This is a genomic window from Musicola paradisiaca NCPPB 2511 (assembly GCF_000400505.1).
GTDB classification, from domain to species: Bacteria; Pseudomonadota; Gammaproteobacteria; order Enterobacterales; family Enterobacteriaceae; genus Musicola; species Musicola paradisiaca.
Map to the genome: position 1 here is coordinate 1,028,670 of NZ_CM001857.1, position 25,559 is coordinate 1,054,228.

A 25,559-nucleotide genomic window follows, 5' to 3' on the forward strand; every position below is an offset into this window, starting at 1 on the left:
GCCTGTTCCGTTGCTGCATCGGTTCTGTTTTTCAAGTTCGGACTACGGCGACTTCGGTTGATTAACGCATCAACACCGCCTTGTTCAGCCAACTCCCGATAACGATAGAAAGTATCGCGCGATACGCCCATGACTTTACAGGCTTTCGAAACATTACCAAGTTCTTCGGCCAGATTCAGTAAACCCGCTTTGTGTTTGATGACAGGATTGTTAGTATGCAACATGAGAGTTACCTCTAGTGTTTTGTATAAGGATTCGACACCCATATCAAAACCGGTAACTCTCACTCTTTCAAGCTGATATGTCAGATCTGGTCGCGACTAATGCAGATAATGACATACCTAATTCTCTTACGATGTAATCAACCCAGAATAAAGTATGTGGTAGATATCCAATCGCATTGCAGGTATAAGCCAATAAAATAAGTGCTACGCTCCTTATTTGAAATTTAGAAAGCTGAAAAAAAGAGACGTTAGCATCAATAGGTTGTGAGGTTTTGTCAGTGTTTTTCCATGCACTCCATGTCAATACTGTTGTTGCGAATGCAATCGCGCCCATACCTAACCAAGCAGACATGATACTGAAATAAATAAGTAATGGGATTAGCGTGCCTGATAGCATTGCACCGAGTCCGATGCCTGAGAAAACAACGCCACTTACTCTGGCTTTTACACTGGGTTTGTATTTACGAACAATGACCGGGGGGGCAACAACCATTAACAACGCACCCGCTATTCCGGCCAACGTGCGGCAAACATAAAACCAGTTCAGTGGCGCTTCTTTTAGCGCACATCCAAAATAACTAAAACTGCTAACCAACATAGCTGCACGAATTAATTGGCCTGCACTAAAGTAACGTAATAAAACATTGGCTGCCGGTGCGCCTAATATATAGCCTAGAAGTGTTGCCACCCCTAAATATGAGGCTTCACTTTTGCTAAACCAGTCACTTTGAATTAATGCGGGCATCAAGGCAATATAGGCAAATCGACCTATTCCATTTCCTATCAGCGTCGCTCCCATACCCGCTAAACTGTCTCGATTAATGATTCGGTTATTCAACATAAACGGATACCTTTGCTGTCTCTATCAGACGTGCCAACAATTGATTGACCGCTTTCCCCGCGTCAACAATCGCTGTTGAATTGACTCCAGGTCTGGGAACAATAAAAGTGTAGAATTTGTTTCCTTCTGTAGGTAATCCGAGCGCCCACATATTTTTGTGTATTTCGCCATTTTTATTCAGCACTTGCATTGTCGTCGTCACATCAATGCCGCCAGGGGGGTAATCGCCGTTGTAGCAAAGTCGAGCATACCCTTTCGCGAGTAGCTGCTTCCATAAGGCGAATTATCCGTTCAATAACACTCAATCCTCTGGGGCCACATCCTATAATGCCAATACTCTTCATAGCCTCTTCCTTAATTGCTGTTCTAACTGGGGTTATTGTTCGGGGCGATTGGGATACTTGCCTGTTTTATTGAGGCGTATTGCTACCAAATTCACGCGATCTTTCATTTATGACAGCTTCCTTGTAATCAATTGACCGACAGTCACTCCTTTATAGCCGTTCAATACGTACCGGGTGTGAATGTTACAATGGTGTTAATAAAAGGATCGAGCATAAATTTTTATCAATTGTTAAGAATTAATTTTTTTTGACCTCTGTCACACTCACGTTATTCCAACACACCATGTGCATTACTGGCCTCGTATTTCCCCGCATGAGGAGACTCACACTATCAGTTAATCGCTTTTGACTAGAGGAACGTGATTGGGCTACAGGCAGACTCGCTGTAATTAAGGGGATAACCCGTTGTTTATATCACCGATGTTCGCTGAATTCTGATCATCAGAGCTGATGGCGTCAGAACCAACAGTAAGGCTGCTGGTATTAAGGGAGATAACACGGTGGAGGAAGGTGCGCCAGAGAGGCGCTAGTCTGCTCCGTGGTGAAAACCGCCCTACAGGATAATGCGCTGCGTGGTTGCATCGCTGGCAGCGTTAAGTAGGAGTAGGGCGGAATAATTCACAAACTAAACTTATCTGCGTCGCGCCAGGCGGGGAAGGTTTCGCGGTAGCTTTGCAATGCTTCCAGCGACAGTTCGGCGTCGATGCGCGCCGCCTGATTGTCCGGCGCGCTGGCCAGCAGGTTGCCCTGCGCGTCGATGATCCGGCTGTCGCCCTGATAGCTGTGGCCGTTGCCGTCGGTGCCGACGCGGTTGCAACCGGCGACGTAAGCTTGATTCTCAATCGCGCGGGCAGTCAGCAAGGTTTTCCAGTGCGGCGCCCGCGGCGTCGGCCAGTTGGCGACGTACAGCGCCAGATCGTAATCCTGCCGGTTGCGCGACCAGACCGGGAAGCGCAGGTCGTAACAGATTAACGGCAGAATGCGCCAGCCGCGCCATTCCACAACCTGCCGGCTTTCACCGGATTGATAATATTCATGTTCGTCCGCCATGCGGAACAGGTGGCGTTTGTCGTACTGGTAGACGTTACCCTGCGGATCCGCCAGCAGGAAACGGTTCGCTGCGCCGTTGTTGGTCTGTACCGCCACGCTGCCGCCGACCAGCGCGTTGTTGCGCTGCGCCCACTGACGCAACCAGCTTTCCACCACGCTCTGTTCCAGGCTGCTTTGAGCCGCTTCCATGGCAAAACCGGTGGTGAACATTTCCGGCAGCACGATCAGATCGCGGCCGGTGATGTCACCCAATAGGGTGTCGAAATGGTTGAGGTTGGCCGGGCCGTCCATCCAGGCCAACGGTTGTTGCAACAACGTGATTTTTAAAGTCGACATAAGCGCTCCGCGGCGGCGTCAAGTGTGGATTCCTGTTTGGCAAAGCATAACCGAATCAGCGTATGAGGGAAGGGCGCGTCACAGAAAACCGACAGCGGAATGGCGGCGACGCCGACTTGCTCGGTCAGCCAGCGGCAGAAGCTGACGTCGTCCTGCGTCGAGATGGCGCGGTAGTCCGCCAGCAGAAAGTAGGTGCCTTCGCAGGGCAGGATGTCCAGCCGGCTGCCGGACAGCGCGTTGACGAAGCGGTCGCGTTTAGCGCGGTAGAAGTCGGGCAGCTCGCGCCAGTGCTGCGGCTGCTGTCGCAGCATATCGGCGATGGCTAACTGAGCCGGCGTATTGACGGAAAACGTCAGGTACTGATGAACCTTACGTACTTCGGCGCTCAGCGGCGCCGGCGCCACGCAGTAGCCCACTTTCCAGCCGGTCATATGAAAGGTTTTACCGAACGAAGACACGGCGATTGCGCGCTGTCGCAGTTCCGGATGCGCCAGCACGCTGGCATGGCCCTCGGCGGCGAAGCAGATGTGTTCGTACACTTCATCACTCAGCACGTAGATTTCCCGTGCGGCGATCGCCTGCCACAGTTGCTGGAAATCCTGCCGTTGCCAGACCGTGGCGGACGGATTGTGCGGCGTATTGACGATGACCAGCCGGGTACGGTCGCTGAGCAGTGTGTCGAAGGTTGCCCAGTCGACGCGGAAGGCGGGCGGTTGCAGCGCCAGCCGTTTCAGCACGCCGCCCGCTAGCTGCACCGCCGGCGCATAGCTGTCGTAACTGGGATCGAAGCAGATGACTTCATCGCCGGGGCGCACCAGTGCGCTGATGGCGGCGAACAACGCCTCGGTGGCGCCTGCCGTAACGGTGATTTCAGTCTCCGCATCCGGTTGCCAGCCGTAGAGTTCCGCCGTCTTTTCCGCTATCACCTGGCGCAGCGGGGTGACGCCGGTCATGGGGGCGTACTGGTTGGCGCCCTGGCTGACATGGTGGTTCAGCCGTTCTTTCAGGTACGACGGGCCGTCGAAATCCGGGAACCCCTGCGACAGATTGATGGCCTGATGCTGCTGCGCCAGTGTGCTCATCTGCGTGAAGATCGTGGTGCCGAGGGAAGGTAGCTTACTGTCGGGAATTAGTGCGGCGCTCATGACGGAAGAAGGACTCCTGCAAGCCTGTATTGCTGCCAATATAACACGATGCTAGTATTTGGCAATCAAGACGCTTGGACGTTTAAACGGCTAAATTCCATAACCCACTAAGCCATAACTAAATAGACTAAGCAGCCTAATTCTTTGTGACTCAAGCGCTGCCTTTTCACCTGTACAGGATGATTTATGAGTAACAACCCGCAATTGAGCGAGCTGGTGGCCGCCTGTCGCTGGATCGGTCAGAAAGGCTGGTGCCCGGCGACCGGCGGCAACATGTCGGTTCGGCTCGATGAACAATGGTGTCTGATCAGCGAGTCCGGTAAGGATAAAGGCAACGTGCAGGCGCAGGATTTTCTGCAAGTGGATATTGCTTCCAATCATATCCCCAGCGGGCGCACCCCTTCGGCGGAGACCGGCCTGCACACCCTGCTGTATCGTCTGTTGCCGCAGCAGGCCGGCGCGGTGCTGCATACGCATTCGGTGAACGCGACCGTGTTGTCTCGGGTGGAGAAACGTGCGGCGTTGGTGTTGGAAGGATATGAAATGCAGAAATCCCTGAGCGGCCAGCGGACGCATCTCGATCGGGTGACGATCCCCATTTTCGACAACGATCAGGACATTCCGGCGCTGGCGGCCCGCGTTGCGGCTCTGCACGAGACTGCGCCTTTGCGCTACGGTTTTCTGGTGCGCGGCCATGGCCTGTATTGTTGGGGGCGGGATGTGGGGGAAGCCCGCCGCCACCTCGAAGGGCTGGAGTTTCTGTTCCAGTGCGAATTGCAACGACGATTACTGGAGGCCAAATGATCAAAGCGATTGTCACCGATATCGAAGGCACAACCAGCGATATCCGTTTTGTGCATCATGTTCTGTTTCCCTATGCCCGCGAACGGCTGGCGGCGACGCTGGCGCAAGCGGATGAGGTGCCGGAAATCGCCGGGGCGCTGGATGTGCTGCGTCAGGAGATGGGCGAGCCGCAGGCCGACGCCGCGCGACTGCTGGTCGTGCTGAACCAGTTTATGGATCAGGATCGCAAGTCGCCGGCGCTGAAGGTGTTGCAGGGCATTATCTGGCGTACCGGCTACCGTAACGGCGATTTTCGCGGCCATGTGTATGACGATGTGGCGCCGCAATTGCGCGCCTGGCACGCACAGGGACTGGCGCTGTATGTCTACTCTTCCGGCTCGGTGGAGGCGCAGCATTTGCTGTTCGGCCATAGCGAAGCGGGCGACCTGCGGCCGTGGTTCAGCGATTACTTTGATACCCGCGTCGGCGCCAAACGCGATGTGGCGTCCTATCAGCATATCGCCCGGTCGATAGGGACATCGCCCGATGCATTGCTGTTCCTGTCCGATATCCGGCAGGAGCTGGATGCCGCCGAACAGGCGGGCTGGCATACCTGCCAGTTGATCCGTGACGACGCGGATACCGACAGCCGTCATCGTCAGGTAAACCGTTTTGATCAGATCGATCTGAATGCCTATCAGGCCAACTAACAGGAGAACCGCCCATGAGCGCGTTAACCATTTTCAGTGACGCCGATGCCCAACAGCCGCTGTGGCAGAGTAACGACGCCGCGGCGATCCAACCGCAGCTCGCCGCCATCGGCGTGCATTTCGAGCGCTGGCAGGCGGATCGCCCACTCAGCGATGCCCCTTCCGCCGACGAGGTGCTGGCGGCGTATCAACATGAGATCGACAAACTGGTGGCGGAGAAGGGCTATCAGAGTTGGGATGTGATCAGCATGCGGGCGGATAGTCCGCAGAAGGAGGCGCTGCGCGCCAAGTTCCTGTCCGAGCATACTCACGCGGAAGACGAAGTGCGTTTTTTCGTGGCGGGCGCCGGGCTGTTCTGCCTGCATGTGGACGGCCGGATTTTCCAGATCCTGTGCGAGAAGAACGATCTGCTGTCGGTTCCGGCCGGCACTCCACACTGGTTCGATATGGGATCGGCGCCGCATTTCACCGCCATCCGCCTGTTCAACAATCCCGACGGCTGGATTGCTCACTTCACCGGCGACACCATCGCCGATACTTACCCGAAGCTGGCGTAATCCGCTGGCAGTCGCGTGCCCGTGGGCGGGCACGCACTCTCTCGCTTATCCCTGTGTGGGTTGAAAAATGCCGTCGTGCACCTGTTGCGGCGTCACCACGCCGTTATCAAGCACCCAACCGCTGATGAGCGCCGCCGGCGTGACGTCGAACGCCGGGTTGTATACCGCGGCATCCGTTGGGGCCCATTGGCACTGACCGAAACTGCCGGCGACGCCGGTGACTTCACTGGCGGCGCGTTGCTCGATGGGGATAGCCTGCCCATTGGGGCAATGCGGGTCATGCGTGGTGTGCGGCGCGGCGACATAGAACGGAATGCCGTGATAGTGCGCCAGCACCGCCAGGCTATAGGTGCCTATCTTGTTGGCGACGTCGCCGTTGGCGGCAATGCGGTCGGCGCCTACCCACACCGCGTCGACCTGGCCCTGCGCCATCAGGCTGGCGGCCATAGAATCGCAAATCAGGCGATAAGGAATGCCCAACTCACCCAGCTCCCAGGCGGTGAGCCTGCCGCCTTGCAGCAATGGGCGAGTTTCATCCACCCAGACGCTTTCCACCTTGCCTTGCTGGTGAGCGCGCAGGATCACCCCGATGGCGGTGCCGATGCCCGCCGTCGCCAATCCGCCGGTATTGCAGTGGGTCAGCAGCCGACTGCCGGGTTTGACCAGCCCGACGCCGTGCCCGGCGATGCGATCGCACAAGGTTTTGTCTTCATCAATCAGCCGCAATGCCTCCTGCGTCATGGCGCCGGTGAAATCCGCCGCTGCCAGCGCCTGTTTCATGCGATCGAGGTTGTTCATCAGGTTGACGGCGGTCGGGCGCGATGCCCGCAGCGTTTCCAGCGCCTGTGCTAATGCATCCGGCGGCATCCCCTGTTCCGCCAACAGCGCCAGCAGCAGGCTGGCGGACAGCCCGATCAGGGGCGCGCCTCGCACCCGCAGCGTGCGGATGTGGTCGACCAGCGTGGCGACATCGGGGCAGGGGCACCAGATTTTTTGCTGCGGCAGCGCCTGTTGGTCGAGGATCCACAGTTGGTTATCAACGACTTTCAGACTGGTGGTGTTAAAGGTCTGCATGAGTGGTTAAATCCATGTTGCGTTATTGCGTCGGGGAACCTATTCTGCCAATATGCCTTGCGGAAGTATAGACGTCTAAATGCTTTTATGTCTAAAAGCACAGATAAACCGAGTAACGCAAACACACCGAGACAAAAGAGGTTGGTTATGTCGCTTTACCGTACCTTTACTGCACAGGATGCCGTGCAGTACGCCCGCCAGTTCGGCGGTGTGGCGGATCCGCAGTCGTTGATTGACGCCGAGGAAGTCGGCGATGGCAATCTGAACCTGGTTTTTAAGATCCGTGATTCTCAGGGTATTAGTCGGGTGATCGTCAAACAAGCGTTGCCTTATGTGCGCTGCGTCGGTGAGTCTTGGCCGTTGACGCTGGATCGCGCCCGCATCGAAGCGGAAACCCTGTTGTCGCACGCGCGTTACTGCCCGCAACATACCGTGACAGTGCTGCACCATGATCCGCAACTGGCGGTGATGGTGCAGGAAGATTTGTCCGATCATGAGATCTGGCGTCGCGGTCTGGTACAGGGGCGCGATTATCCACTGGCGGCAGCACAGCTGGGTGAATATCTGGCCCAGACGTTATTTCACTATTCCGATTTCTATCAGCATCCTCATGAGAAGAAAGCGGCGGTGAGCCGTTTCACCAATCCTGAGTTATGCCAAATTACGGAAGATCTGTTTTTTACCGATCCTTATACCGACCATGAGCGTAATCAGTTCGATCCGGCTTTGCGTTCCGAGGTCGAAGCGCTGTGGCGAGATGCGGCGCTGAAATGCGCGGTAGCCGGACTGAAACATGCATTTCTGACCCGGGCGGAAGCGCTGCTGCACGGCGACGTGCACAGCGGCTCCATCTTCGTGAAGGAAGGGAGCCTCAAAGTGATCGATGCGGAGTTCGGTTTCTATGGCCCGATGGGCTTTGATATCGGCTCGGCGCTGGGCAATCTTTTGCTCAATTACTGCGGCTTGCCGGGGTTGCAGGCACCGCGTGAAGCGGCTGCGGCGCGGGAACGGCGGCTGGAGGATATCGTGATGCTATGGCATACCTTTGCCCGCCGTTTTACGGTGCTCGCCCGGGAAAACAGCCGGGATTCGGCGTTGGCCGTCGAAGGGTATGCGGAGCAATTCCTGCAGCAGGTCTGGCGGGATACCGTCGGCTACTGCGGTACCGAACTGATTCGTCGTACCGTCGGCCTGGCGCATGTGGCGGATTTGGAGACGATTGCGGATGTGGAAGCCCGCCTGGCCTGCCAACGCCACGCAATCGTATTAGGAAAAACGCTGGTGTTGGCCGCACCGCATATCGACAGCCCGGAAGCGTTGCTGGCGCGGGTACGCCAGAGCGGCGCCTGAGAGTACAGCGTGACATCTGGGGAACGCATTGAAGCCGGCTGCAACCGGCTTCGCGGGGCGTTTACGCTGTTTCGTTTTGCGTCTGACGTTGCGTCGGTTTACGGCTGGCCAGCCTGTCCGGCGCGAAATCATCCACATTGATGGTTCTTAGCCGACTGGATTCCGCTTTTTGAAGGATTTCAGCTTCTTCCAACGTGATTGTTCCCTCCGCCAGGCCGTGCTCCGCTAATCGATCCAACTGCATAAACGGCAAGCTGCGGCCAGCAGCCTGACACAGCCGTTGGTGGATGGGCTCTGCGGCCAGTACATCCTGCAACGCATGTTCGATCTGCGCTGCCGCGTGGCGGGCGCCGGATTTCAGATACAGACCTCTCCCCAGACGGCTACGGGATACGGACGGCGTTTGCAGCAACCGCGCCAGCTGATGATCCAGCGCATCGGACGGCGGCGGGTTGACGGCGCCGAAGGGGAAGACCATCACGCGCAGCACGCGAGCAAGCAGCCGGTTGGGGTAGTTGGCCAGTAGTGCGTCGATGGCCTGGTCGGCCTGATGCAGCGCATCCTGCACGCCCCAACGTACCAGCGGTAAATCCGCACTCTGACGGCCTTCTTCGTCGTAGCGTTTGAGCGTAGCGGAGGCCAGGTACAGTTGGCTGAGAATATCGCCAAGCCGCGCCGACAGGCGTTCGCGGCGTTTCAGCCCGCCGCCGAGTACAGCCATGGAGACATCCGCCAACAGCGCCAGATTAGCGCTGAGCCGGTTCAGCCGTTGGTAATAACGGCGGGTGGCGTCGTTGACCGGGGACGCGCTGGTTCTGCCGTTGGTGACGCCAAGCCACAGGCTACGAAGCAAGCGGCTGGCGACATGGCCGAGATGCCCGAACAGCGCCTGGTCGAAATCCTTCAGGTTGTTTTCCTGCGCCGCCTGCATTTCCTTCAGAATATAAGGATGGCAGCGGATGGCGCCCTGCCCGAAGATAATCATGCTGCGAGTAAGAATATTGGCGCCCTCTACCGTAATCGCGATGGGGGCGCCCTGATAATTACGAGCAATGAAATTCGAGGGGCCAAGGCAGATGCCTTTGCCACCGGCGATGTCCATGGCGTCGATGATGGCGCGCTGACCCCGATGGGTGCAGTGGTATTTCACGATGGCGGACAGCACGGCGGGGCGTGCGCCTTGCATGATCCCGGCGGTGATGAGCGTTGCGGCGGCGTCCATGACGTAGGCATTGCCCGCCATGCGAGCCAGCGGTTCCTCGATCCCTTCCATCTGGCCGATAGGCAGCCGGAACTGGCGGCGAATGCGGGCGTAGGCCCCGGTCGCCAGCGCGATGCCTTTCAGGCTGCCGGTCGAATTTGACGGCAGGGTGATCCCGCGCCCGACCGACAGGCATTCCATCAACATGCGCCAGCCATGGCCTGCCATCGACGGCCCGCCGATGATGCAATCCAGCGGGACAAACAGGTTGTTGCCCTGGGTCGGGCCGTTCTGGAACGGCACATTGAGCGGAAAGTGACGGCGACCGATGCTGACGCCTTCCATGTGCGCTGGAATCAGCGCGCAGGTGATGCCGATATCATCTTTGTCCCCCAGCAGGTGGTCGGGATCATACAGACGGAACGCCAGCCCCAGTACGGTGGCGACCGGCGCCAGCGTGATGTAGCGTTTGTTCCAGGTTAGCCGCATTCCTAGCACTTGCTGGCCTTGCCACTGTCCATAACAGACTACGCCGAAATCCGGGATCGCGCCGGCATCGGAGCCGGCCTCCGGGCTGGTGAGCGCGAAACAGGGAATTTCATCGCCGCGCGCCAGCCGGGGTAGGTAGTGATCTTTCTGTTGCTCGGTTCCGTAGTGTTGCAACAGTTCGCCCGGCCCGAGCGAGTTCGGCACGCCGACGGTGATGGCAAGAATGCTGGATACGCTCGCCAGTTTTTGCAGCACCATCGCCTGGGCGTAGGCGGAAAATTCAAGGCCGCCATACTCTTTGCGGATGATCAGCGCGAAGAAGCGGTGCTGTTTCAGAAAATGCCAGAGCTCCGGCGGCAGGTCTGCCTGTTCATGGGTGATTTCAAAATCGTCGGCCATACGGCAGGCCTCTTCCACCGGCCCTTCCAGGAACGCCTGCTCCTCCAGCGTCAGCGTCGGGCGCGGGTAGGCGTGCAACTGACGCCAGTCCGGCGCGCCGCGAAACAATTCGCCTTCCCACCAGGTGGTGCCTGCGTCGATAGCTTCTTTCTCGGTGCTGGACATTGCGGGCATCGCGCGTCGGAACAGTTTCAGCGCCGTGGCGGAAAACAGCCGCTTGCGCAACGGCGGTAGGGTGAGCGGCAATAACAGAAGGATTAACGGCGCCAGCAACCAGTAAGACCAAACACCAAGCCATGCCAGACCGCCGAACCAGGCGACCAGCAATATCCCACTGAGCCACAAAGGAACCTGATGGTAGAACAGAACAGCTGTAATGATGAGCAGAAGTAGAATACTGACCGTAACCATATGCGCATTCTCCCGTATCTATGGGTCAGCCTGGCAAAGAGGTCCGACTTGCCGCTATAGTGTCGTTGTAGTCCAGGGTATGTTTTCGATCAATTCATTTACATCGTAATTACAACTCAACTCACAAAGCGATCGCGGGGCATGCCCGCTGTGTACAATGCTACCGTTTGACGATTGTTTGCTTCTCGCAGTATGGGTGATCCGCTACACTTCTGGTCGAAAAATTCATGATTTCACTGAATAAGAGGGTTTCCATGTATCAGGACTTAATCCGTAATGAGTTGAATGAAGCGGCTGCCACGCTGAACGCATTTTTAAGTGACGACGCCAATATTCAATCTATACAGAATGCCGCGGTATTGCTGGCCGATGCGTTCAAAGCCGGCGGTAAGGTTATTTCTTGTGGCAATGGCGGCTCTCACTGTGACGCCATGCATTTTGCCGAGGAGCTGACCGGCCGCTACCGCGAGAATCGCCCGGGGTATCCGGCCATTGCGATTTCCGATCCGAGCCATCTCTCTTGCGTCAGCAATGACTTCGGTTATGACTTCGTCTTTTCCCGTTATGTGGAATCCCTGGGGCGTGAAGGCGATGTTTTACTGGGTATTTCTACGTCGGGCAATTCCGGCAACATCATTAAAGCGATCAACGCCGCTCGCGCTAAGCGCATGAAAGTGATTACCCTGACCGGCAAGGACGGCGGCAAGATGGCGGGAATGGCGGATGTCGAGATTCGCGTTCCGCATTTTGGCTATGCCGACCGTATTCAGGAAGTGCATATCAAGGCGATTCACATTCTGATTCAACTGGTTGAGAAAGAAATGGCGGGCCACTGATCGCCGCCGGAGAGGGGGCAAGGAATTAACGATGTGTGAACTGCTGGGGATGAGCGCCAATGTTCCAACGGATATCTGTTTCAGCTTTACCGGGTTGATGCAGCGAGGCGGTCGTACCGGGCCGCACCGTGACGGCTGGGGGATTACGTTTTACGAGGGGAACGGCTGTCGAACGTTCAAGGATCCTCTGCCTGGTTGCGACTCTCCCATCGCCCAATTGGTGCAAAATTATCCTATCAAGTCCCGCGCTGTGGTTTCTCATATCCGGCAGGCGAATCGCGGCGAAGTCACGCTGGAGAATACCCATCCGTTTACCCGTGAACTGTGGGGACGTAACTGGACGTTCGCCCACAACGGCCAGTTGAAGGGCTACCGTAGTCTGAAAACCGGCAATTTCCGGCCGGTAGGTCAAACGGATAGCGAATATGCCTTCTGCTGGCTGCTGCATCAATTGTCTCAGCGTTATCCGCGTAAGCCGACGTACTGGCCGTCAGTGTTCCGTTACATTGCTTCGCTGGCGGATCAGCTCAGGGAGAAAGGGGTATTCAACATGCTGCTGTCGGACGGTGATTTCGTGATGGGGTACTGTTCGACCCGTTTGCACTGGATTACCCGGCGGGCGCCGTTCGGCAAGGCAACGCTGCTTGATGACGATGTGGAAATCGACTTTCAGCAACAAACCACGCCTGACGACGTGGTCACTGTGCTGGCGACATTACCGCTCACCGGCAATGAAACCTGGCATGCGCTCATGCCAGGTGAGTTTGTCTTATTTCGCTTGGGCGAACGCATAGTGTGATGCGGGCGGACTGGCCGGTATGGTTTTGTTGTTGATCACATACTGGCCGTTCGCCACCGATACTGCGGGCGGTTGATGGGTTAGGTTGAAAAAGGCATAACCCGGCTGTAACTGCGACCAGAATTTGTAATCCACCGAACGGCTGTGACGCTTCATGTTTTGCTCCGTCATCCGGAACGGATAAATAGCGATATCCACTTTCTGTTGACCGTTGCGCAGCGCCTTTTCGACATAGGTATAGATTTCGTCGATAGACTTGTTGGTCATCGCGTAGCAACCGATGGACACGCATTCGCCGTGGATCATCAGATAACGGCCGGAATACCCCTGAGCGCGATCGTATTCGTTGGGAAAGCCGACATTGATGGCGCGATAGTAGCGGCTGTCGGGTTTCAACTGACGTAAATCCACCTGATAAAACCCTTCCGGGCTTTTGAAATCGCCTTCGGTCTTCTTCGGCCCCAACCCGCCGGAAAATTTGCAGATGGGGTAACTCTGCACCAGACGATAGTCATTCCCTGATTTGCTATACAGTTCCAATACCCGCTCTTCCTTGAAAATCTGGATATACACGGGTGAACCGATGGCGGACTGCTGCGGCTGTTGCAGGGGCTGTTGTGTCGTATTGGTCGTTACCGGCGCGGTTTGAGCGGCATGGCTGTTGATGGCAACGGAAGGCAAAAAAAACAACATCGCAAGCGATAGTGCGACTTTTTGCATTATGAATCCTGGATGGCTGGAGCTGTTGTTATATACGGTATGGTCCGTATTTCCCTTACCTACCCGAAAGAGCCGTATTTTCAGTGGAAACTGTGTCGGTTTTATCCGGCGGACGCCGCTCCGGGTGTGTAGCGTTGCCACATTAACATTGCCTCTTGTCTGATTCAAAGCGTAAAAAGCATAAAAAGCCGGTCTGTTTAGCCATCGATGGAGCGGGAGGCGATACGTGCTTTTTTCCCGACGGTATGTGCCGGTTTGGGGCGGTTTTTCGGTACGACTTACCTACGAGCAATAGCGTCTCTCCGGCGTTGGTTGTGCCTTGCCGCCTTAGCAATGAGGCTGTATATTTATACAGTTTTCAGGAGGGGCGATGCGCAAAATCATTCATATCGATATGGATTGCTTTTATGCGGCAATAGAGATGCGGGACAACCCGCGTCTGCGCCATATTCCTCTGGCGATTGGCGGTCGAGCCGATCGGCGCGGCGTGATTAGCACCGCCAACTATCCGGCACGCCGTTACGGCGTTCACAGCGCGATGGCGACGGCTACCGCGCTGCGGTTGTGCCCTCATCTGACGCTGTTGCCCGGTCGGATGGACGTGTATAAAGCCGTTTCGTATCAAATTCGGCAGATCTTCGCCCGTTATACCTCGCTGATCGAACCCCTGTCGCTGGACGAAGCCTATCTGGATGTGACCGACAGTACGCAATGCAGTGGTTCCGCGACGTTGATCGCCGAAGAAATCCGTCAAACGATAGCCAATGAATTGCAGTTAACCGCGTCCGCAGGCGTTGCGCCCATCAAGTTCCTGGCCAAAGTGGCGTCGGAGCAAAATAAGCCCGACGGGCTGTTCGTGATAACACCGGCGCACATGGAGCCGTTTCTGCTGTCGTTGCCGTTAGCGAACATTCCTGGCGTGGGTAAAGTGACCGCAGGGCGTTTGGCCGAGCGGGGGCTGCACAATTGCGCTGATGTGCGGGGTTATGCGTTGGCGGAGTTGCTGAAGGAGTTTGGCAAGTTTGGCCGGATACTGTGGGAGCGCTGCCACGGGATTGATGAACGCCGGGTTTCCCCCGAACGTTTACGTAAGTCGGTCGGCGTGGAAACCACGCTGGCCCAGGATATTCATGACTGGCCGGCCTGTGAGGCGTTGATCGAGCGGTTGTACGCTGAACTTGAGGCCCGTCTGCGGCGCGTCCGGCCGGATCTGCATATCGCCCGACAGGGGGTAAAGCTGAAATTCGATGATTTCCGGCAGACGACGCAGGAGCACGTCTGGCCGAAGCTGAACAAATCTGATCTGATCCGGCTGGCGCATCAAACCTGGCAGCAGCGTCGGGAATCGCGCGGTGTTCGGTTGGTGGGGCTGCACGTTTCGTTACTGGATCCCCAGTTGGAACGCCAGTTGGTGTTTCAATGGGAGTAGTGCGAAGGGGAGAGACATCGTGCCCATCAGCCAGGCACGATGTTGCATTGAGGCGAGAGGCGCGTTGATTAACGCCGTTCCGGGATGGCTTTCAGCAGTGCGGTGAGCAATTGCCAGTACAGCGCCACACTGGCAATGTTGACTTTTTCATCGGGCGAATGCGGGCCGGTAATCGTCGGGCCGATCGAAACCATATCCATTTCCGGATACGGCTTCTTGAACAGACCGCATTCCAGCCCGGCATGAATCACCATGATATTCGGGGTTTTGCCGAACAGCGTCTGATATGTTTCGCGTACCAGTTGCATGGCCGGGGAGGTCGCGTCCGGCTTCCAGCCCGGATAACCGCCTTTGGTGACGGTTTCCGCACCAGCCAGACGGCCCAGCGACGTCAGGACGCCGACGACATACTCTTTGCCGCTGTCGATCAGCGAGCGGATCAGGCAGTGAATCTCCGCATGGGTATCATTTAGCGTAACGACACCCACATTCAGCGAAGTTTCGACGACGCCTTTGAAATCATCACTCATACGAATAACGCCGTTCGGCATGCTGTTGAGCAGCGCGATTAATCGGTCGCGGCTGTCGATATTCAGCACGGCCGTGCCGTTTTCCGTCGGCTCCAGTTTAATGTCGATATTTTTCTCTACGGCGCCCAGCTCCAGTTTCAGCGTGCTCAGATAATGCTGAACCGCCGTTTGCAGCGATGCGACGTTGTCGGCCGCAACCGCCAGCGTGGCGGCGCCTTCGCGTGGAATGGCGTTGCGCAGGGTTCCGCCGTGCAGATCGACAATGCGCAGATCCAGCGCGATGGCTTGTTCGGCGAGAAAACGCGCCAGCAGTTTGTTGACGTTGCCGAGCCCAAGGTGAATATCGCAGCCGGAATGGCCGCCTTTCAGTCCCTTAATGGTCAATGTCAGTGTTTGATAACCGGCCGGGAGCGCTTCGCGCGTCAGCGGCAAGCGGGTTTTGAAATCGATACCGCCCGCACAGCCAACATAAACTTCGCCCTCTTCTTCGGAATCGGTATTGATCAGCATTTCACCCTGTAGCCAGCCCGGTTGCAGGCCGAAAGCGCCGTCCATGCCCGCTTCTTCCGTCATGGTCAACAGCACTTCCAATGGGCCGTGTTCGACGCTGTCGTCAAACAGAACGGCCAGTGCCGATGCCATACCGATACCGTTGTCCGCACCCAGCGTCGTGCCGCAGGCTTTGACCCATTCACCGTCAATCCTGGGGGTAATGGGGTCAGTGGTAAAATCGTGGACAGTATCGTTATTTTTCTGCGGCACCATATCCAAGTGTGCCTGCAGAACAACCGGTTTGCGGTTCTCCATTCCGGCGGTGGCCGGTTTTCTCAGCAGGATATTACCCACTTGATCTCGCTCGGCATGGATACTGCATTCCTGGGCCCGAGCGAGAATATAGGCGGCGATCTGCTCTTCATGATAGGACGGATGCGGAATCGCGCAGATGCTGGCAAAAATGTCCCACAGCGGCTGTGGGGAGAGTTGGGATAATGCAGACACGAGTTAATCTCTCCAGTTTGGCTGCCGCCATATGGCGGGCGCCAGGAAATACGGAACGGCCTGAATGTTCAGGCGAGGTGTCAGAGGATAACACTTTCCAACAGAGGGGGAGAGTGGCGTGACTATATGGATTATCAATTATGTGCAGATTGAAATAAAACCGGGGAGGGGTATCCCCGGGCATTAGGTTCAGCGTGGCGGGGTTTGTTCTGGTGTCTGGGTTGGCGTCCGTTGCTGTATTCTGATGGGGACGAGCCGTCGATAGGCAAGAATGCGGAAACTGATTATCAATTCGGCGCAGAGCAAGATGGCCAGCGCAATGCATAATAAAGGGGCTAACACGTCCAGTTGTGCGAGGAGCATCTGATCGAATGTATTCATAGGTGTTCTCCTGGCTGTTTTTTATTCAGTTGCTTTTTAACCTGGCTGTAACATGTGGTCTAATAATTTTTTACATACATGACGGAGGTTTCATTACCAATTCGTTATGGTTGCCGGGAAACTCGCATAAGCTCTGGTTTTTGTCCGATCAGATATCTATAATGCCGCGCAACTTTATTTCCCCCCTCCGACTTCTAGTTAAGTCCAACGTCAGCGTTGGCCGGGATAGATTTTATGAGTGAAAAATACGTCGTCACCTGGGATATGTTGCAAATTCATGCCCGTAAACTGGCTCAGCGTCTGCTGCCGGCCGAACAATGGAAAGGCATTATCGCCGTCAGCCGCGGTGGTTTAGTGCCAGGGTCGTTGTTGGCCCGTGAATTGAGTATTCGTCATGTCGATACCGTGTGTATTTCCAGTTACGATCATGACAATCAGCGAGAACTGAAAGTATTGAAACGCGCTGAAGGTGATGGTGAAGGTTTTATCGTGATTGACGATCTGGTGGATACCGGTGGAACCGCCAAAGCCATTCGCGAGATGTACCCCAAAGCTCATTTTGTAACGATTTTCGCCAAACCGGCCGGCCGGCCGTTAGTCGATGATTACGTTGTTGATATTCCGCAGGATACCTGGATTGAACAGCCGTGGGACATGGGTGTGGTGTTTGTACCGCCGTTGTCTGGTCGTTGATTTCCCAATTCTTTTCTGTATTTCCTGTTTACGCCCGGCATTTGCCGGGCGTATGCGTTTTGTGGCGTTTGTTGCGGCGTCATTTGTCTTCTTCCCAGGCTGTTAGGTAAACTCCCCAGCATATTCTTTTGCGCTATCCACGGAGGCTGTTGTGCAGGCCAACTTGTCCGAAACGCTGTTTAAACCCAGGGTAAAACATCAGGAGACCTCCACGCTTATCCATCGGACTCGTAATGAGGCGGTGTCGGATAAGCCGATGCTGTCCGCGCTGGAAGGCCGGCATAATCGCAACTGGTATCGTATGCTTAACCGGCTGATGTGGATTTGGCGCGGCGTGGGGCCTTGGGAGATCGAAGAAGTTCTGTCTCGTATCGCCGCCAGCCAGGCCGAGCGCAGCCATCAACAGTTGCTGGATACCGTGATCGGCTACCGTAGTGGAAACTGGATTTATGAATGGGTGGCTCAGGGGATGTGTCAGCAGCAACAGGCGACCCATGAGCAAAATCCGAACGCGGCGGGTCAGCACTGGTTGAATGCCGCCAATTTGTACAGTATCGCCGCATATCCCCATCTTAAGGGCGATGAGTTGGCGGAGCAGGCCCAGACGTTGTCTAACCGTGCTTATGAAGAAGCCGCCGGGCTGTTGAGCTATGAGCTGAAAAATTTGGCTTTTCCGGTGGAAGGGGGCGGCAGTTTGACCGCGTTTTTGCATCTACCGGCGCAGGGGCGCGCACCTTATCCCACTGTGCTGATGTGCGGCAGTCTGGACATGCTGCAAAGCGATTATCATCGCCTGTTTCTGGATTATCTGGCGCCGGCGGGGATGGCGATGCTGACGGTGGATGTTCCTTCTGTTGGGTTTTCCTCCCGCTGGAAGCTTGATCAGGATTCAAGTTTTCTGCATCAGCAAGTGCTTAAAGCCCTGCCGGACGTGCCTTGGGTCGATCATTCCCGGGTGACGGCATTCGGTTTCCGTTTTGGCGCTAATATCGCTGTTCGACTGGCTTATCTTGAGGCAGGTCGTCTGAAAGGGGTGGCCTGTCTGGGGCCCATCGTTCACCATTTGCTGGCGGATTCCCAACGGCAGAGTCAGGTTCCCGATATGTACATGGATGTCATGGCCAGCCGATTGGGCATGCCGTTTTCAACCGACTCGGCGTTGCTGACGGAAATGGGGCGTTATTCGCTGAAAACTCAGGGATTACTTGGCCGACGTTGCCCGACGCCGATGCTATCGGCGTTCTGGCGAGGCGATGTCATCAGCCCGAAGGAAGAATCCCTGTTGATAACCGATTCGTCAGCGAATGGGAAACTGCTGTCGCTGGATTTCTCTCCGGTGTACAGAAATTTCGACTCCGCCTTGCAACAAGTCACTGCCTGGTTGCATGAGCGCTCTTAGTCATCGCTTCCAAAGAATGTCATGGCATATGATGGCGCGACGAGGCTGTCCTTCCTCATCGCTAATGTTTACTTGTTCTGATAACGGCCTGATACCGACATGATCAAAAAGAGGACGCTCTTTGTTGCGTTTATCACGGCGTTAACCCTGAATTTTTCATGGGCGCATACTCCAGACCTGCAAGATGACCTGGCACAGGTGGCCGCATCGGATGTCCGACGGACGGTATCGGGCATCATCAGTTATTCCCGATGGCCGATATTCCATAATAAAAAACCGTTACTGTGCGTATTTGCCTCCTCCCATTTTTTATCGGCGTTGATCACACCGCCTTATCTGCAGGAAAAAGCGGTATTTGAAGCGATAAAAGTGGAAAATAGCGAGGAGTTTTTATCGTCCGGGTGCGATGTCGTCTACTTTGGCGAAGAGAACGAAGCCCAGCAGATGGCGATTATCAACCGCGTCCAGGGCCAGCCGCTACTGACGATCTCCGAACAATCCCCCAGGTGTCTTGGCGGGAGCTCTTTTTGCCTGATTTTTGCTGATAAACGTGTGAGTTTTTCCATCAATATGGATGCGTTGGTTCGGACTGGAATTCGTGTAAATCCTGATGTTTTGATTCTCGCTAAGACTCGGGATGAACATTGTGAATAGTTCAGAACCTAACACGCCTCATTGCGCCGGGAATGCAACATTCAGGCAGGCATTGACCCGCATTAATATGCTGGTGGTGATTATCACCATGGTGGTTTCGTGGATGCTGATTACCGCCGCTTCGTTGTTTTCCTTTAAACAGTATGCGGATAAAAATCTGCAGCTGCTGGCCTATACCCTGAGCCGTAATGTTGAAGCGGCAGTCGTTTTTCGCGATGGTACGGCGGCGAACGAAATGCTGGCGAGTTTGGGCCAGCAGGAGCAATTCCGTCGCGCTGTGCTGAGCGATGCCAAGGGTAATGTGCTGACTAACTGGCGTGCCGCAGAACAAGAGGAGCCTGGTTGGTTTTCCCTGTTTACCTCGCGCTGGCTGTTTCGCGGTTCGGTAAAACAGTCCATCTATCATCGCGGACAACTGGTGGGGTATCTGGAGATTGCCGGTACCGATACGACGATAAGACAGTTCGTCTCGTTCTCTTTGTTGTCGCTGACGCTGTGCATTTTATTGGCGTCAATATTGGCTATTTTTATTTCCCACCGTCTGCACCGCGGTCTGATCCAGGCTCTGCACAATATTGCCGAAGTCGTGCACGACATTCGTAATAATCGTCATTTTTCCCGACGTATACCCAAGGTGAAAATCGCCGAGCTCGACAGTTTTGGGCATGATCTCAATAGCTTGCTGGATGAAATCGAAAGCTGGCAGCAGCAGATGCGCAAGGAGAATGACTCTCTGCTCGAACGTTCGTTGCGCGATCCCTTGACCGGGTTGGCGAATCGCACGGCATTTTTGGGGGCGCTGGGAAACATTCTGGCGGATCGGCACCATCAGACGAGTGCGGCATTGCTGTTTATGGACGGCAACAGTTTTAAGCATATCAACGATACCTATGGACATGCCGCAGGCGATCAGGTGCTGATAGCGATAGCGAATCGGCTGGCGCGTTATTCCCGCAAGCAGGATTTAGCGGCCCGGCTGGGAGGCGACGAATTCGCCCTGATTCTGGCGGATATCCATGACGTCAGTGACGTAGAACGGGTAGCGGACAGCATCCGTCAAGCCATGCAGGAGCCGATTCCGCTAGATGAATCGCTGAAAGTAAGCATATCGCTGAGTATCGGCATTGCGATGACGGAGCCGGAGATGACGCCGGAAGCGTTGATGGCGCAGGCCGATAAAGCGATGTATCTGGACAAGCAGTATTTTCGATTGGCGACGACGCGGATGCGCCGGTTATCGGAATCTGTACTCTAAGCAACCCCTTCGTCTGCTGCGACGTTTTGTCGTGCTACTCGGGGGATAACGGCAATGCGGGTTGATAAATCATTGATCTTCTACTAATCATTAAGGCGCAATCTGAGGAGATGATCATATGGGATTAAAAAGCAGACTCATAAAGCGCTTTGCCTCTCTAGGGCCTTATCTGCGCGAAGATCAATGTGGCGATAACCGGTTTTTCTTTGACTGTCTGGCGGTCTGTGTCAGTATCAAACCAGCGCCGGAAACGCGCGAATTTTGGGGATGGTGGCTGGAGCTGGACGCTCAGGAGCAGACCCTGTTTTATTCATACCGTTTTGGCTTGTTTGACAAGGCGGGCAACTGGCTTGATGAGCCTATTAAGGAGCCTGAGGTGCAAACAAAAGTACGTACAACCCAGCAGGATTTCCACATCCGGCTGAAAAATCTGGTACAGGAACTCGAACCTCCCTTTTCCCTTTCAGAACGACCGTGATGCTTGCCGATTAGCGGCTTGATCGTGGTGTTTCGCGTTATGCCTGTTGGCATAGCGCGTCTCTCCTGTTACAACATCCGTTTATTTTATTTTCATACATCAACAACGCAACGGTAGAAAGACTATGAGTGGCAGCCAGACTTTGGTTGTAAAACTGGGCACCAGCGTGCTGACAGGGGGGTCGCGTCGCCTGAACCGTGCCCATATCGTTGAACTGGTGCGTCAGTGCGCCCAGCAGCATGCAGCGGGGCATCGTATTGTCATTGTGACGTCTGGCGCGATTGCGGCTGGGCGTGAACATCTGGGGGTATCCGGAGTTGCCGCCTACTATCGCCACCAAACAGTTGCTGGCGGCGGTAGGGCAGAGCCGACTGATTCAATTGTGGGAGCAACTGTTTTCCATCTACGGCATTCATGTTGGGCAGATGCTGTTGACGCGCGCAGACCTGGAGGATCGTGAGCGTTTCCTCAATGCCCGCGATACCATGCGCGCTCTGCTTGATAACCATATCGTTCCCATTATTAACGAAAATGACGCGGTCGCTACGGCCGAAATCAAAGTCGGCGATAACGATAATTTGTCCGCATTGGCTGCGATGTTGGCGGATGCCGACAAGCTGCTATTGTTGACGGATCAGGCCGGGTTGTTTACTGCCGACCCGCGATCCAACCCTGACGCGGAGTTGATCCGTGAAGTGCAGGGCATTACGGATGAATTGCGACAAATCGCCGGCGGCAGCGTTTCTGGTTTGGGGACTGGCGGCATGTCCACCAAACTACAGGCGGCGGATGTCGCCTGTCGCGCCGGGATCGATGTCATTATCGCTGCAGGCAGCCGCCAGGGCGTGATCGGCGATGTGATCAATGATGTGTCGGTCGGAACCCGCTTTCATGCGCTGGAAACGCCGCTGGAAAGCCGCAAGCGTTGGATTTTCGGTGCGCCGCCGGCCGGTGAAATCACTGTGGACGACGGTGCGTCGGTGGCGATTCTGGAGCGAGGCAGTTCCCTGTTGCCGAAAGGCATCCGCCATGTGGACGGCAATTTTTCCCGCGGTGAGGTGATTCGCATTCGTAACCTGGCGGGCCGGGATCTCGCGCATGCCGTCACTCGTTACAATAGCGATGCGCTGCGGATGATCGCCGGGCATCATTCCCAGCAAATCGCCGATATCCTCGGTTATGAATATGGCCCGGTGGCAGTCCATCGGGACGACATGATTATCAATTAAGGAGCAGACGATGCTGGAGCACATGGGGAAAGCAGCAAAGCAGGCGTCTTATCAATTGGCGTCGTTGAGTTCATCGCAGAAAAATCAGGTTCTGATGACCATCGCCGAGCTGCTGGAAACGCAGAGCAGTGTGATTCTGGCCGCGAATGCGCTGGACGTGGCCGATGCCAGAGAAAACGGTATGAGCGCCGCGTTGCTGGATCGCCTGCAACTGACTCCGGCGCGGTTGTCGGCGATTGCCGACGACGTGCGTCAGGTTTGCCGCCTGAACGATCCGGTTGGCGAAGTTATCGATGGCCGCATTCTGGATAATGGCTTGAAACTGGAGCGCCGCCGGGTACCGCTGGGCGTTGTTGGCGTCATTTATGAAGCCCGTCCGAACGTGACGGTGGATGTCGCCAGTCTGTGTCTGAAAACCGGCAATGCCGTGATTCTGCGCGGCGGTAAGGAAACCTATCGCACTAACGCGGCAACGGTAAACGTCATTCAACAGGCGCTGGAGCAGCATGGCTTGCCTGCAGAGACTATTCAGGCGATTGAAAGCCCTGACCGTGAGCTGGTAAACCAGTTGCTGAAGCTTGATCGTTATGTGGATATGCTGATCCCCCGCGGCGGCGCAGGCTTGCACAAACTGTGTCGCGAACAGTCCACCATCCCGGTGATTACCGGTGGAATTGGGGTTTGCCATATCTTTGCCGACGAAAGCATTGATTTTGAAAAGGCGCTGGTCGTTATCGAAAGCGCGAAGGTACAGCGTCCCAGCGCCTGCAATAGTCTGGAAACCCTGCTGGTGCATCGGGCGATTGCCGGGCGTTTTCTGCCGCAACTCAGTGAGAAAATGGCACTGGCGAATGTCACTTTGCATGCCAGCGCTTCCGCGATGCCTCATTTGTTTGAGGGGCCGGCGCGGGTCGTGGCGGTAAACGAACAGGATTACGATGACGAATGGCTGTCGAATGACCTTAACGTCACTATCGTGGACGACATGGAGGCAGCGATTGCGCATATCCGCCAGCATGGGACGCAACATTCCGATGCGATTTTGACGCACTCGATGACGAACGCGGAGCGCTTCGTCCGAGAAGTGGATTCATCGGCGGTTTATGTCAATGCCAGCACTCGTTTCACCGATGGCGGCCAGTTCGGGCTCGGTGCGGAAGTCGCCGTCAGTACCCAGAAACTGCATGCGCGCGGCCCGATGGGGTTGGAAGCGCTGACCACCTATAAATGGATTGGCTACGGTAATGATCTGATCCGCGAATAAAACCACCGCCCGGCAACGCCACCGCGTACCGGGCGGTATTCCCACCGCTTAGAAAATCATCACACGAACATCAAGGTATTGACTTGGAAAACCGATTTCACTAGTTTGTCACCCCGTAGTTATCGTCATGCACTCGCAGGATGATTCTCTCAAAGCCGGTATAGCTCAGTTGGTAGAGCAGCGCATTCGTAATGCGAAGGTCGTAGGTTCGACTCCTATTACCGGCACCATCCTACCTATTTTAACGTCTCCTCAAGTCTACTCAGACACCCTTTAAACCTTTAGAATACGCGGTTTCACGGCCCTTATTGTCTCTGCTCGTCTACTCACGCTCACAGAAATTTACGGTGAGTTGGGGGTATCGGTGGGGGGATTCTCTGTTCGGTCTCAATGAAGCTCAATGCCAGGCAGGTCGACACCGTCAAATCTAAAGACAAGCCCTATAAGCTCTCGGATGACGGCGTCTGCTCGAATCGCGTACTGGAATAAGCCCATTGGGATTCGCTCATTTGCTGTCTTCCTGCAACCCGAATTATTTAGGGTATCGACCCTCGTCGCACTCTGTGTATGTTCCGGTTATCCGCGACTAAACGGGTTGTACAATATTGCTGCTGGGAACAGCGCTGAACACTGTACATACCGTTACACAGCAATGCTCATCATCGAAGATTAGCCTGGTATATAGTGTCGAAAAATACAGTGTTCGGTTTGCTGTGAAGATAAAAAATTAACATATTTTAAACAAATAAAAGTCATGTAGTTTTACTTTATGATGAAAATTAAAAATACTTTCTGCCTACATATCTTGATGGCTATCCTGGCCATTCTGTTTCTTAGCATTCACCCACTGGTGACAAGCTTTGATCCGCCGTTAAAATTCCAACCGTTGATTAAAAGTATTGATGGAACGCCCCGGGAGCAAAAGGAAAAAATAGCGGCCATTTCGCATGCGTTGCAGGGAAATGCGATTTTTTTCATCGGGGCGTCAGAGGTCTCTACCTCAGAGGATGAGCATTACGCGGTATATAATTACTTTAATAACCAACTAAAGCGACCGGTTGTCGCCTATGGCGATGTGTATATCGATAATATCACCCATTTTTTACTGCTCTTACGCTTTAAAAATGATCTCAACGCTAACAGTAAAGTCGTTTTGCAACTGGCGCCCGATAGTTTTTATGGTGATGGTATCCCGCCGACAGTTTTTGCCGATAATTTCCCCGCACCGGTTTTTAACCCCCTGATGGAGGATGCGCAGGCGCGTCCTTTGCTGGTGGATTATTTACAACATATTAATGAAGAAGAGATCAGTCATTTAACTTTCAGTCAAATGAAGATCTATGGCTGGCAGCCGAAAATTATCTGGCAGGAAGTGAGTTATCAGTTTGCGACTTTCTGCGAAATGATAAAAAACGACTGGCTGGCGATGTTGCGGATTGTTCCTCAGCCGGCGAAACCGTGGCCACATCAGCCAAATGCCGAGAGGGCTCCCGACTGGGATCGCGAATTGGCTAACGCCCATGTGTTGAATCAGTCTCGTCAACAAAGTGCCGAGACCATGTGGATGGATAAGTCTTTTTTTGACGATGATCCCACGCAGGATGTGTGGGACGACGCACCGGTTTTCCCTGCGCAAATGGAAGCCTTCCAGGCGACAATCACATTGCTCAAAGAGCGCCATGTCCAGCTGGTGGTGATTGTCGATGCGGTCAATCCGTGGGCGATTCAGAATAGCGAGAAATTCCAGCCGGTCGATCGCCAAATCCGGGCTATGCTGGAGCAAAATCAGGTTCCCTACTTTGATATGTATGCGCAGCCTTATCAGAATGGTTGGAACTGGGATCGTCTGCACCCTACCGATCCTGCATGGGTCGCCATGGATCGTTTTATTGCTGAGAGTTTTAAATGATGAAACACGCTATTCGCCTTTTCTTTCTTTATCTCTTGCTGGCGGTAACGATCATCGCGTGGACCTCTGT

The 25,559-nt window shown here is 55.0% G+C and carries 24 protein-coding genes, 1 tRNA gene and 2 pseudogenes; 17 read left to right on the forward strand and 10 right to left on the reverse strand.

All coding sequences use genetic code 11. From position 1 onward, the window contains the following. From DPA2511_RS23830 to DPA2511_RS04700, 5 genes are all read right to left on the reverse strand, one after another. Positions 1–224, reverse strand: a 224-nt coding sequence (locus tag DPA2511_RS23830) for an IS481 family transposase (RefSeq protein ID WP_023638174.1), incomplete at its 3' end; no start/stop codon positions are given. A gap of 67 nt (positions 225–291) precedes the next feature. Beyond that, a complete protein-coding gene (locus DPA2511_RS21065) occupies positions 292–1,065 on the reverse strand; it encodes a YbfB/YjiJ family MFS transporter (RefSeq protein WP_023638175.1) in 774 nt (257 codons plus the stop codon). Beyond that, positions 1,055–1,255: a hypothetical protein gene (locus DPA2511_RS23340; protein WP_153247074.1), complete on the reverse strand. Its 201-nt coding sequence runs from the start codon at positions 1,253–1,255 to the stop codon at positions 1,055–1,057. Before DPA2511_RS23340 ends, DPA2511_RS21065 begins: the two co-directional genes overlap by 11 nt. A gap of 772 nt (positions 1,256–2,027) precedes the next feature. After that, positions 2,028–2,795 carry an amidohydrolase gene (locus DPA2511_RS04695; RefSeq protein ID WP_012764541.1) on the reverse strand — a complete coding sequence of 256 codons (768 nt, stop codon included), beginning with the start codon at positions 2,793–2,795 and terminating at the stop codon, positions 2,028–2,030. Continuing rightward, positions 2,783–3,940, reverse strand: a complete 1,158-nt coding sequence (locus tag DPA2511_RS04700; protein ID WP_012764542.1) for a pyridoxal phosphate-dependent aminotransferase — start codon at positions 3,938–3,940, stop codon at positions 2,783–2,785. Before DPA2511_RS04700 ends, DPA2511_RS04695 begins: the two co-directional genes overlap by 13 nt. Before the next feature lie 186 nt (positions 3,941–4,126). Between DPA2511_RS04700 and DPA2511_RS04705 the strand changes: the two genes are divergently transcribed. The 3 genes from DPA2511_RS04705 to DPA2511_RS04715 are packed head-to-tail and all read left to right on the forward strand — an operon-like array spanning position 4,127 to position 5,990. Next, a complete protein-coding gene (locus DPA2511_RS04705) occupies positions 4,127–4,744 on the forward strand; it encodes a methylthioribulose 1-phosphate dehydratase (RefSeq protein WP_012764543.1) in 618 nt (205 codons plus the stop codon). Then, on the forward strand, positions 4,741–5,433 hold the full coding sequence (gene mtnC, locus DPA2511_RS04710) for an acireductone synthase (protein WP_012764544.1): 693 nt from the start codon (positions 4,741–4,743) through the stop codon (positions 5,431–5,433). The genes DPA2511_RS04705 and mtnC overlap by 4 nt, the downstream gene beginning before the upstream one ends. 14 nt (positions 5,434–5,447) lie before the next feature. Further along, entirely contained in the window at positions 5,448–5,990 is a 543-nt protein-coding gene (locus DPA2511_RS04715; RefSeq protein ID WP_012764545.1) for a 1,2-dihydroxy-3-keto-5-methylthiopentene dioxygenase, read from the forward strand. Between the two features lie 45 nt (positions 5,991–6,035). Here the strand turns inward: DPA2511_RS04715 and mtnA are convergent, their stop codons facing one another. Beyond that, a complete protein-coding gene (gene mtnA, locus DPA2511_RS04720) occupies positions 6,036–7,064 on the reverse strand; it encodes an S-methyl-5-thioribose-1-phosphate isomerase (RefSeq protein WP_012764546.1) in 1,029 nt (342 codons plus the stop codon). 147 nt (positions 7,065–7,211) lie between these two features. Here mtnA and mtnK point away from each other — a divergent pair, with 147 nt between their 5' ends. Next, positions 7,212–8,414: an S-methyl-5-thioribose kinase gene (gene mtnK, locus DPA2511_RS04725; RefSeq protein WP_012764547.1), complete on the forward strand. Its 1,203-nt coding sequence runs from the start codon at positions 7,212–7,214 to the stop codon at positions 8,412–8,414. A gap of 61 nt (positions 8,415–8,475) precedes the next feature. Here mtnK and fadE read toward each other — a convergent pair whose 3' ends face one another. After that, positions 8,476–10,914 carry an acyl-CoA dehydrogenase FadE gene (fadE, locus tag DPA2511_RS04730; RefSeq protein ID WP_012764548.1) on the reverse strand — a complete coding sequence of 813 codons (2,439 nt, stop codon included), beginning with the start codon at positions 10,912–10,914 and terminating at the stop codon, positions 8,476–8,478. A 254-nt stretch (positions 10,915–11,168) separates the two neighbouring features. Between fadE and lpcA the strand changes: the two genes are divergently transcribed. Together lpcA and DPA2511_RS04740 are read left to right on the forward strand one after the other, a co-directional pair. Further along, positions 11,169–11,750 carry a D-sedoheptulose 7-phosphate isomerase gene (gene lpcA / locus DPA2511_RS04735; protein ID WP_012764549.1) on the forward strand — a complete coding sequence of 194 codons (582 nt, stop codon included), beginning with the start codon at positions 11,169–11,171 and terminating at the stop codon, positions 11,748–11,750. Between the two features lie 31 nt (positions 11,751–11,781). After that, positions 11,782–12,549, forward strand: coding sequence for a class II glutamine amidotransferase (locus DPA2511_RS04740; protein WP_012764550.1), 768 nt, complete (start codon positions 11,782–11,784; stop codon positions 12,547–12,549). On the opposite strand, the gene dpaA is transcribed toward DPA2511_RS04740, so the two are convergent. Continuing rightward, the gene (dpaA, locus tag DPA2511_RS04745) at positions 12,520–13,269 is read right to left on the reverse strand and encodes a peptidoglycan meso-diaminopimelic acid protein amidase (protein WP_012764551.1); all 750 of its coding nucleotides are present in this window, start codon (positions 13,267–13,269) and stop codon (positions 12,520–12,522) included. The genes DPA2511_RS04740 and dpaA overlap by 30 nt on opposite strands. Before the next feature lie 370 nt (positions 13,270–13,639). Here dpaA and dinB point away from each other — a divergent pair, with 370 nt between their 5' ends. Next, positions 13,640–14,698: a DNA polymerase IV gene (gene dinB / locus DPA2511_RS04750; protein ID WP_012764552.1), complete on the forward strand. Its 1,059-nt coding sequence runs from the start codon at positions 13,640–13,642 to the stop codon at positions 14,696–14,698. A 68-nt stretch (positions 14,699–14,766) separates the two neighbouring features. Here dinB and pepD read toward each other — a convergent pair whose 3' ends face one another. Both pepD and DPA2511_RS04760 read right to left on the reverse strand, forming a co-directional pair. Next, positions 14,767–16,227 carry a beta-Ala-His dipeptidase gene (gene pepD, locus DPA2511_RS04755; protein ID WP_012764553.1) on the reverse strand — a complete coding sequence of 487 codons (1,461 nt, stop codon included), beginning with the start codon at positions 16,225–16,227 and terminating at the stop codon, positions 14,767–14,769. Between the two features lie 189 nt (positions 16,228–16,416). Beyond that, positions 16,417–16,608 carry a hypothetical protein gene (locus DPA2511_RS04760; protein WP_012764554.1) on the reverse strand — a complete coding sequence of 64 codons (192 nt, stop codon included), beginning with the start codon at positions 16,606–16,608 and terminating at the stop codon, positions 16,417–16,419. A gap of 234 nt (positions 16,609–16,842) precedes the next feature. Here DPA2511_RS04760 and gpt point away from each other — a divergent pair, with 234 nt between their 5' ends. The 10 genes and pseudogenes from gpt to DPA2511_RS04810 all read left to right on the forward strand — a co-directional run bounded on the left by gpt (position 16,843) and on the right by DPA2511_RS04810 (position 25,489). Further along, on the forward strand, positions 16,843–17,301 hold the full coding sequence (gene gpt, locus DPA2511_RS04765) for a xanthine phosphoribosyltransferase (RefSeq protein WP_012764555.1): 459 nt from the start codon (positions 16,843–16,845) through the stop codon (positions 17,299–17,301). A 151-nt stretch (positions 17,302–17,452) separates the two neighbouring features. Continuing rightward, positions 17,453–18,700, forward strand: a complete 1,248-nt coding sequence (gene frsA / locus DPA2511_RS04770) for an esterase FrsA (protein ID WP_012764556.1) — start codon at positions 17,453–17,455, stop codon at positions 18,698–18,700. 99 nt (positions 18,701–18,799) lie between these two features. Next, on the forward strand, positions 18,800–19,354 hold the full coding sequence (locus DPA2511_RS04775) for a YfiR family protein (RefSeq protein WP_012764557.1): 555 nt from the start codon (positions 18,800–18,802) through the stop codon (positions 19,352–19,354). Beyond that, complete coding sequence (locus DPA2511_RS04780; protein ID WP_012764558.1) at positions 19,338–20,609, forward strand: diguanylate cyclase domain-containing protein; 1,272 nt, start codon at positions 19,338–19,340, stop codon at positions 20,607–20,609. Before DPA2511_RS04775 ends, DPA2511_RS04780 begins: the two co-directional genes overlap by 17 nt. A gap of 118 nt (positions 20,610–20,727) precedes the next feature. Next, complete coding sequence (gene crl / locus DPA2511_RS04785; RefSeq protein ID WP_012764559.1) at positions 20,728–21,087, forward strand: sigma factor-binding protein Crl; 360 nt, start codon at positions 20,728–20,730, stop codon at positions 21,085–21,087. Positions 21,088–21,211: 124 nt separating this feature from the next. Next, positions 21,212–22,316, forward strand: a pseudogene (proB, locus tag DPA2511_RS21075) (glutamate 5-kinase). A 10-nt stretch (positions 22,317–22,326) separates the two neighbouring features. Next, positions 22,327–23,580, forward strand: a complete 1,254-nt coding sequence (proA, locus tag DPA2511_RS04795) for a glutamate-5-semialdehyde dehydrogenase (RefSeq protein ID WP_012764561.1) — start codon at positions 22,327–22,329, stop codon at positions 23,578–23,580. Positions 23,581–23,734: 154 nt separating this feature from the next. Continuing rightward, positions 23,735–23,810, forward strand: a tRNA-Thr gene (locus DPA2511_RS04800). A gap of 160 nt (positions 23,811–23,970) precedes the next feature. After that, positions 23,971–24,042 (forward strand): annotated as a pseudogene (locus tag DPA2511_RS24145) (DUF4102 domain-containing protein); the annotation flags it as partial. Positions 24,043–24,352: 310 nt separating this feature from the next. Beyond that, a complete protein-coding gene (locus DPA2511_RS04810; RefSeq protein WP_023638178.1) occupies positions 24,353–25,489 on the forward strand; it encodes a D-alanyl-lipoteichoic acid biosynthesis protein DltD in 1,137 nt (378 codons plus the stop codon). The last annotated feature ends 70 nt before the right edge of the window (positions 25,490–25,559 follow it).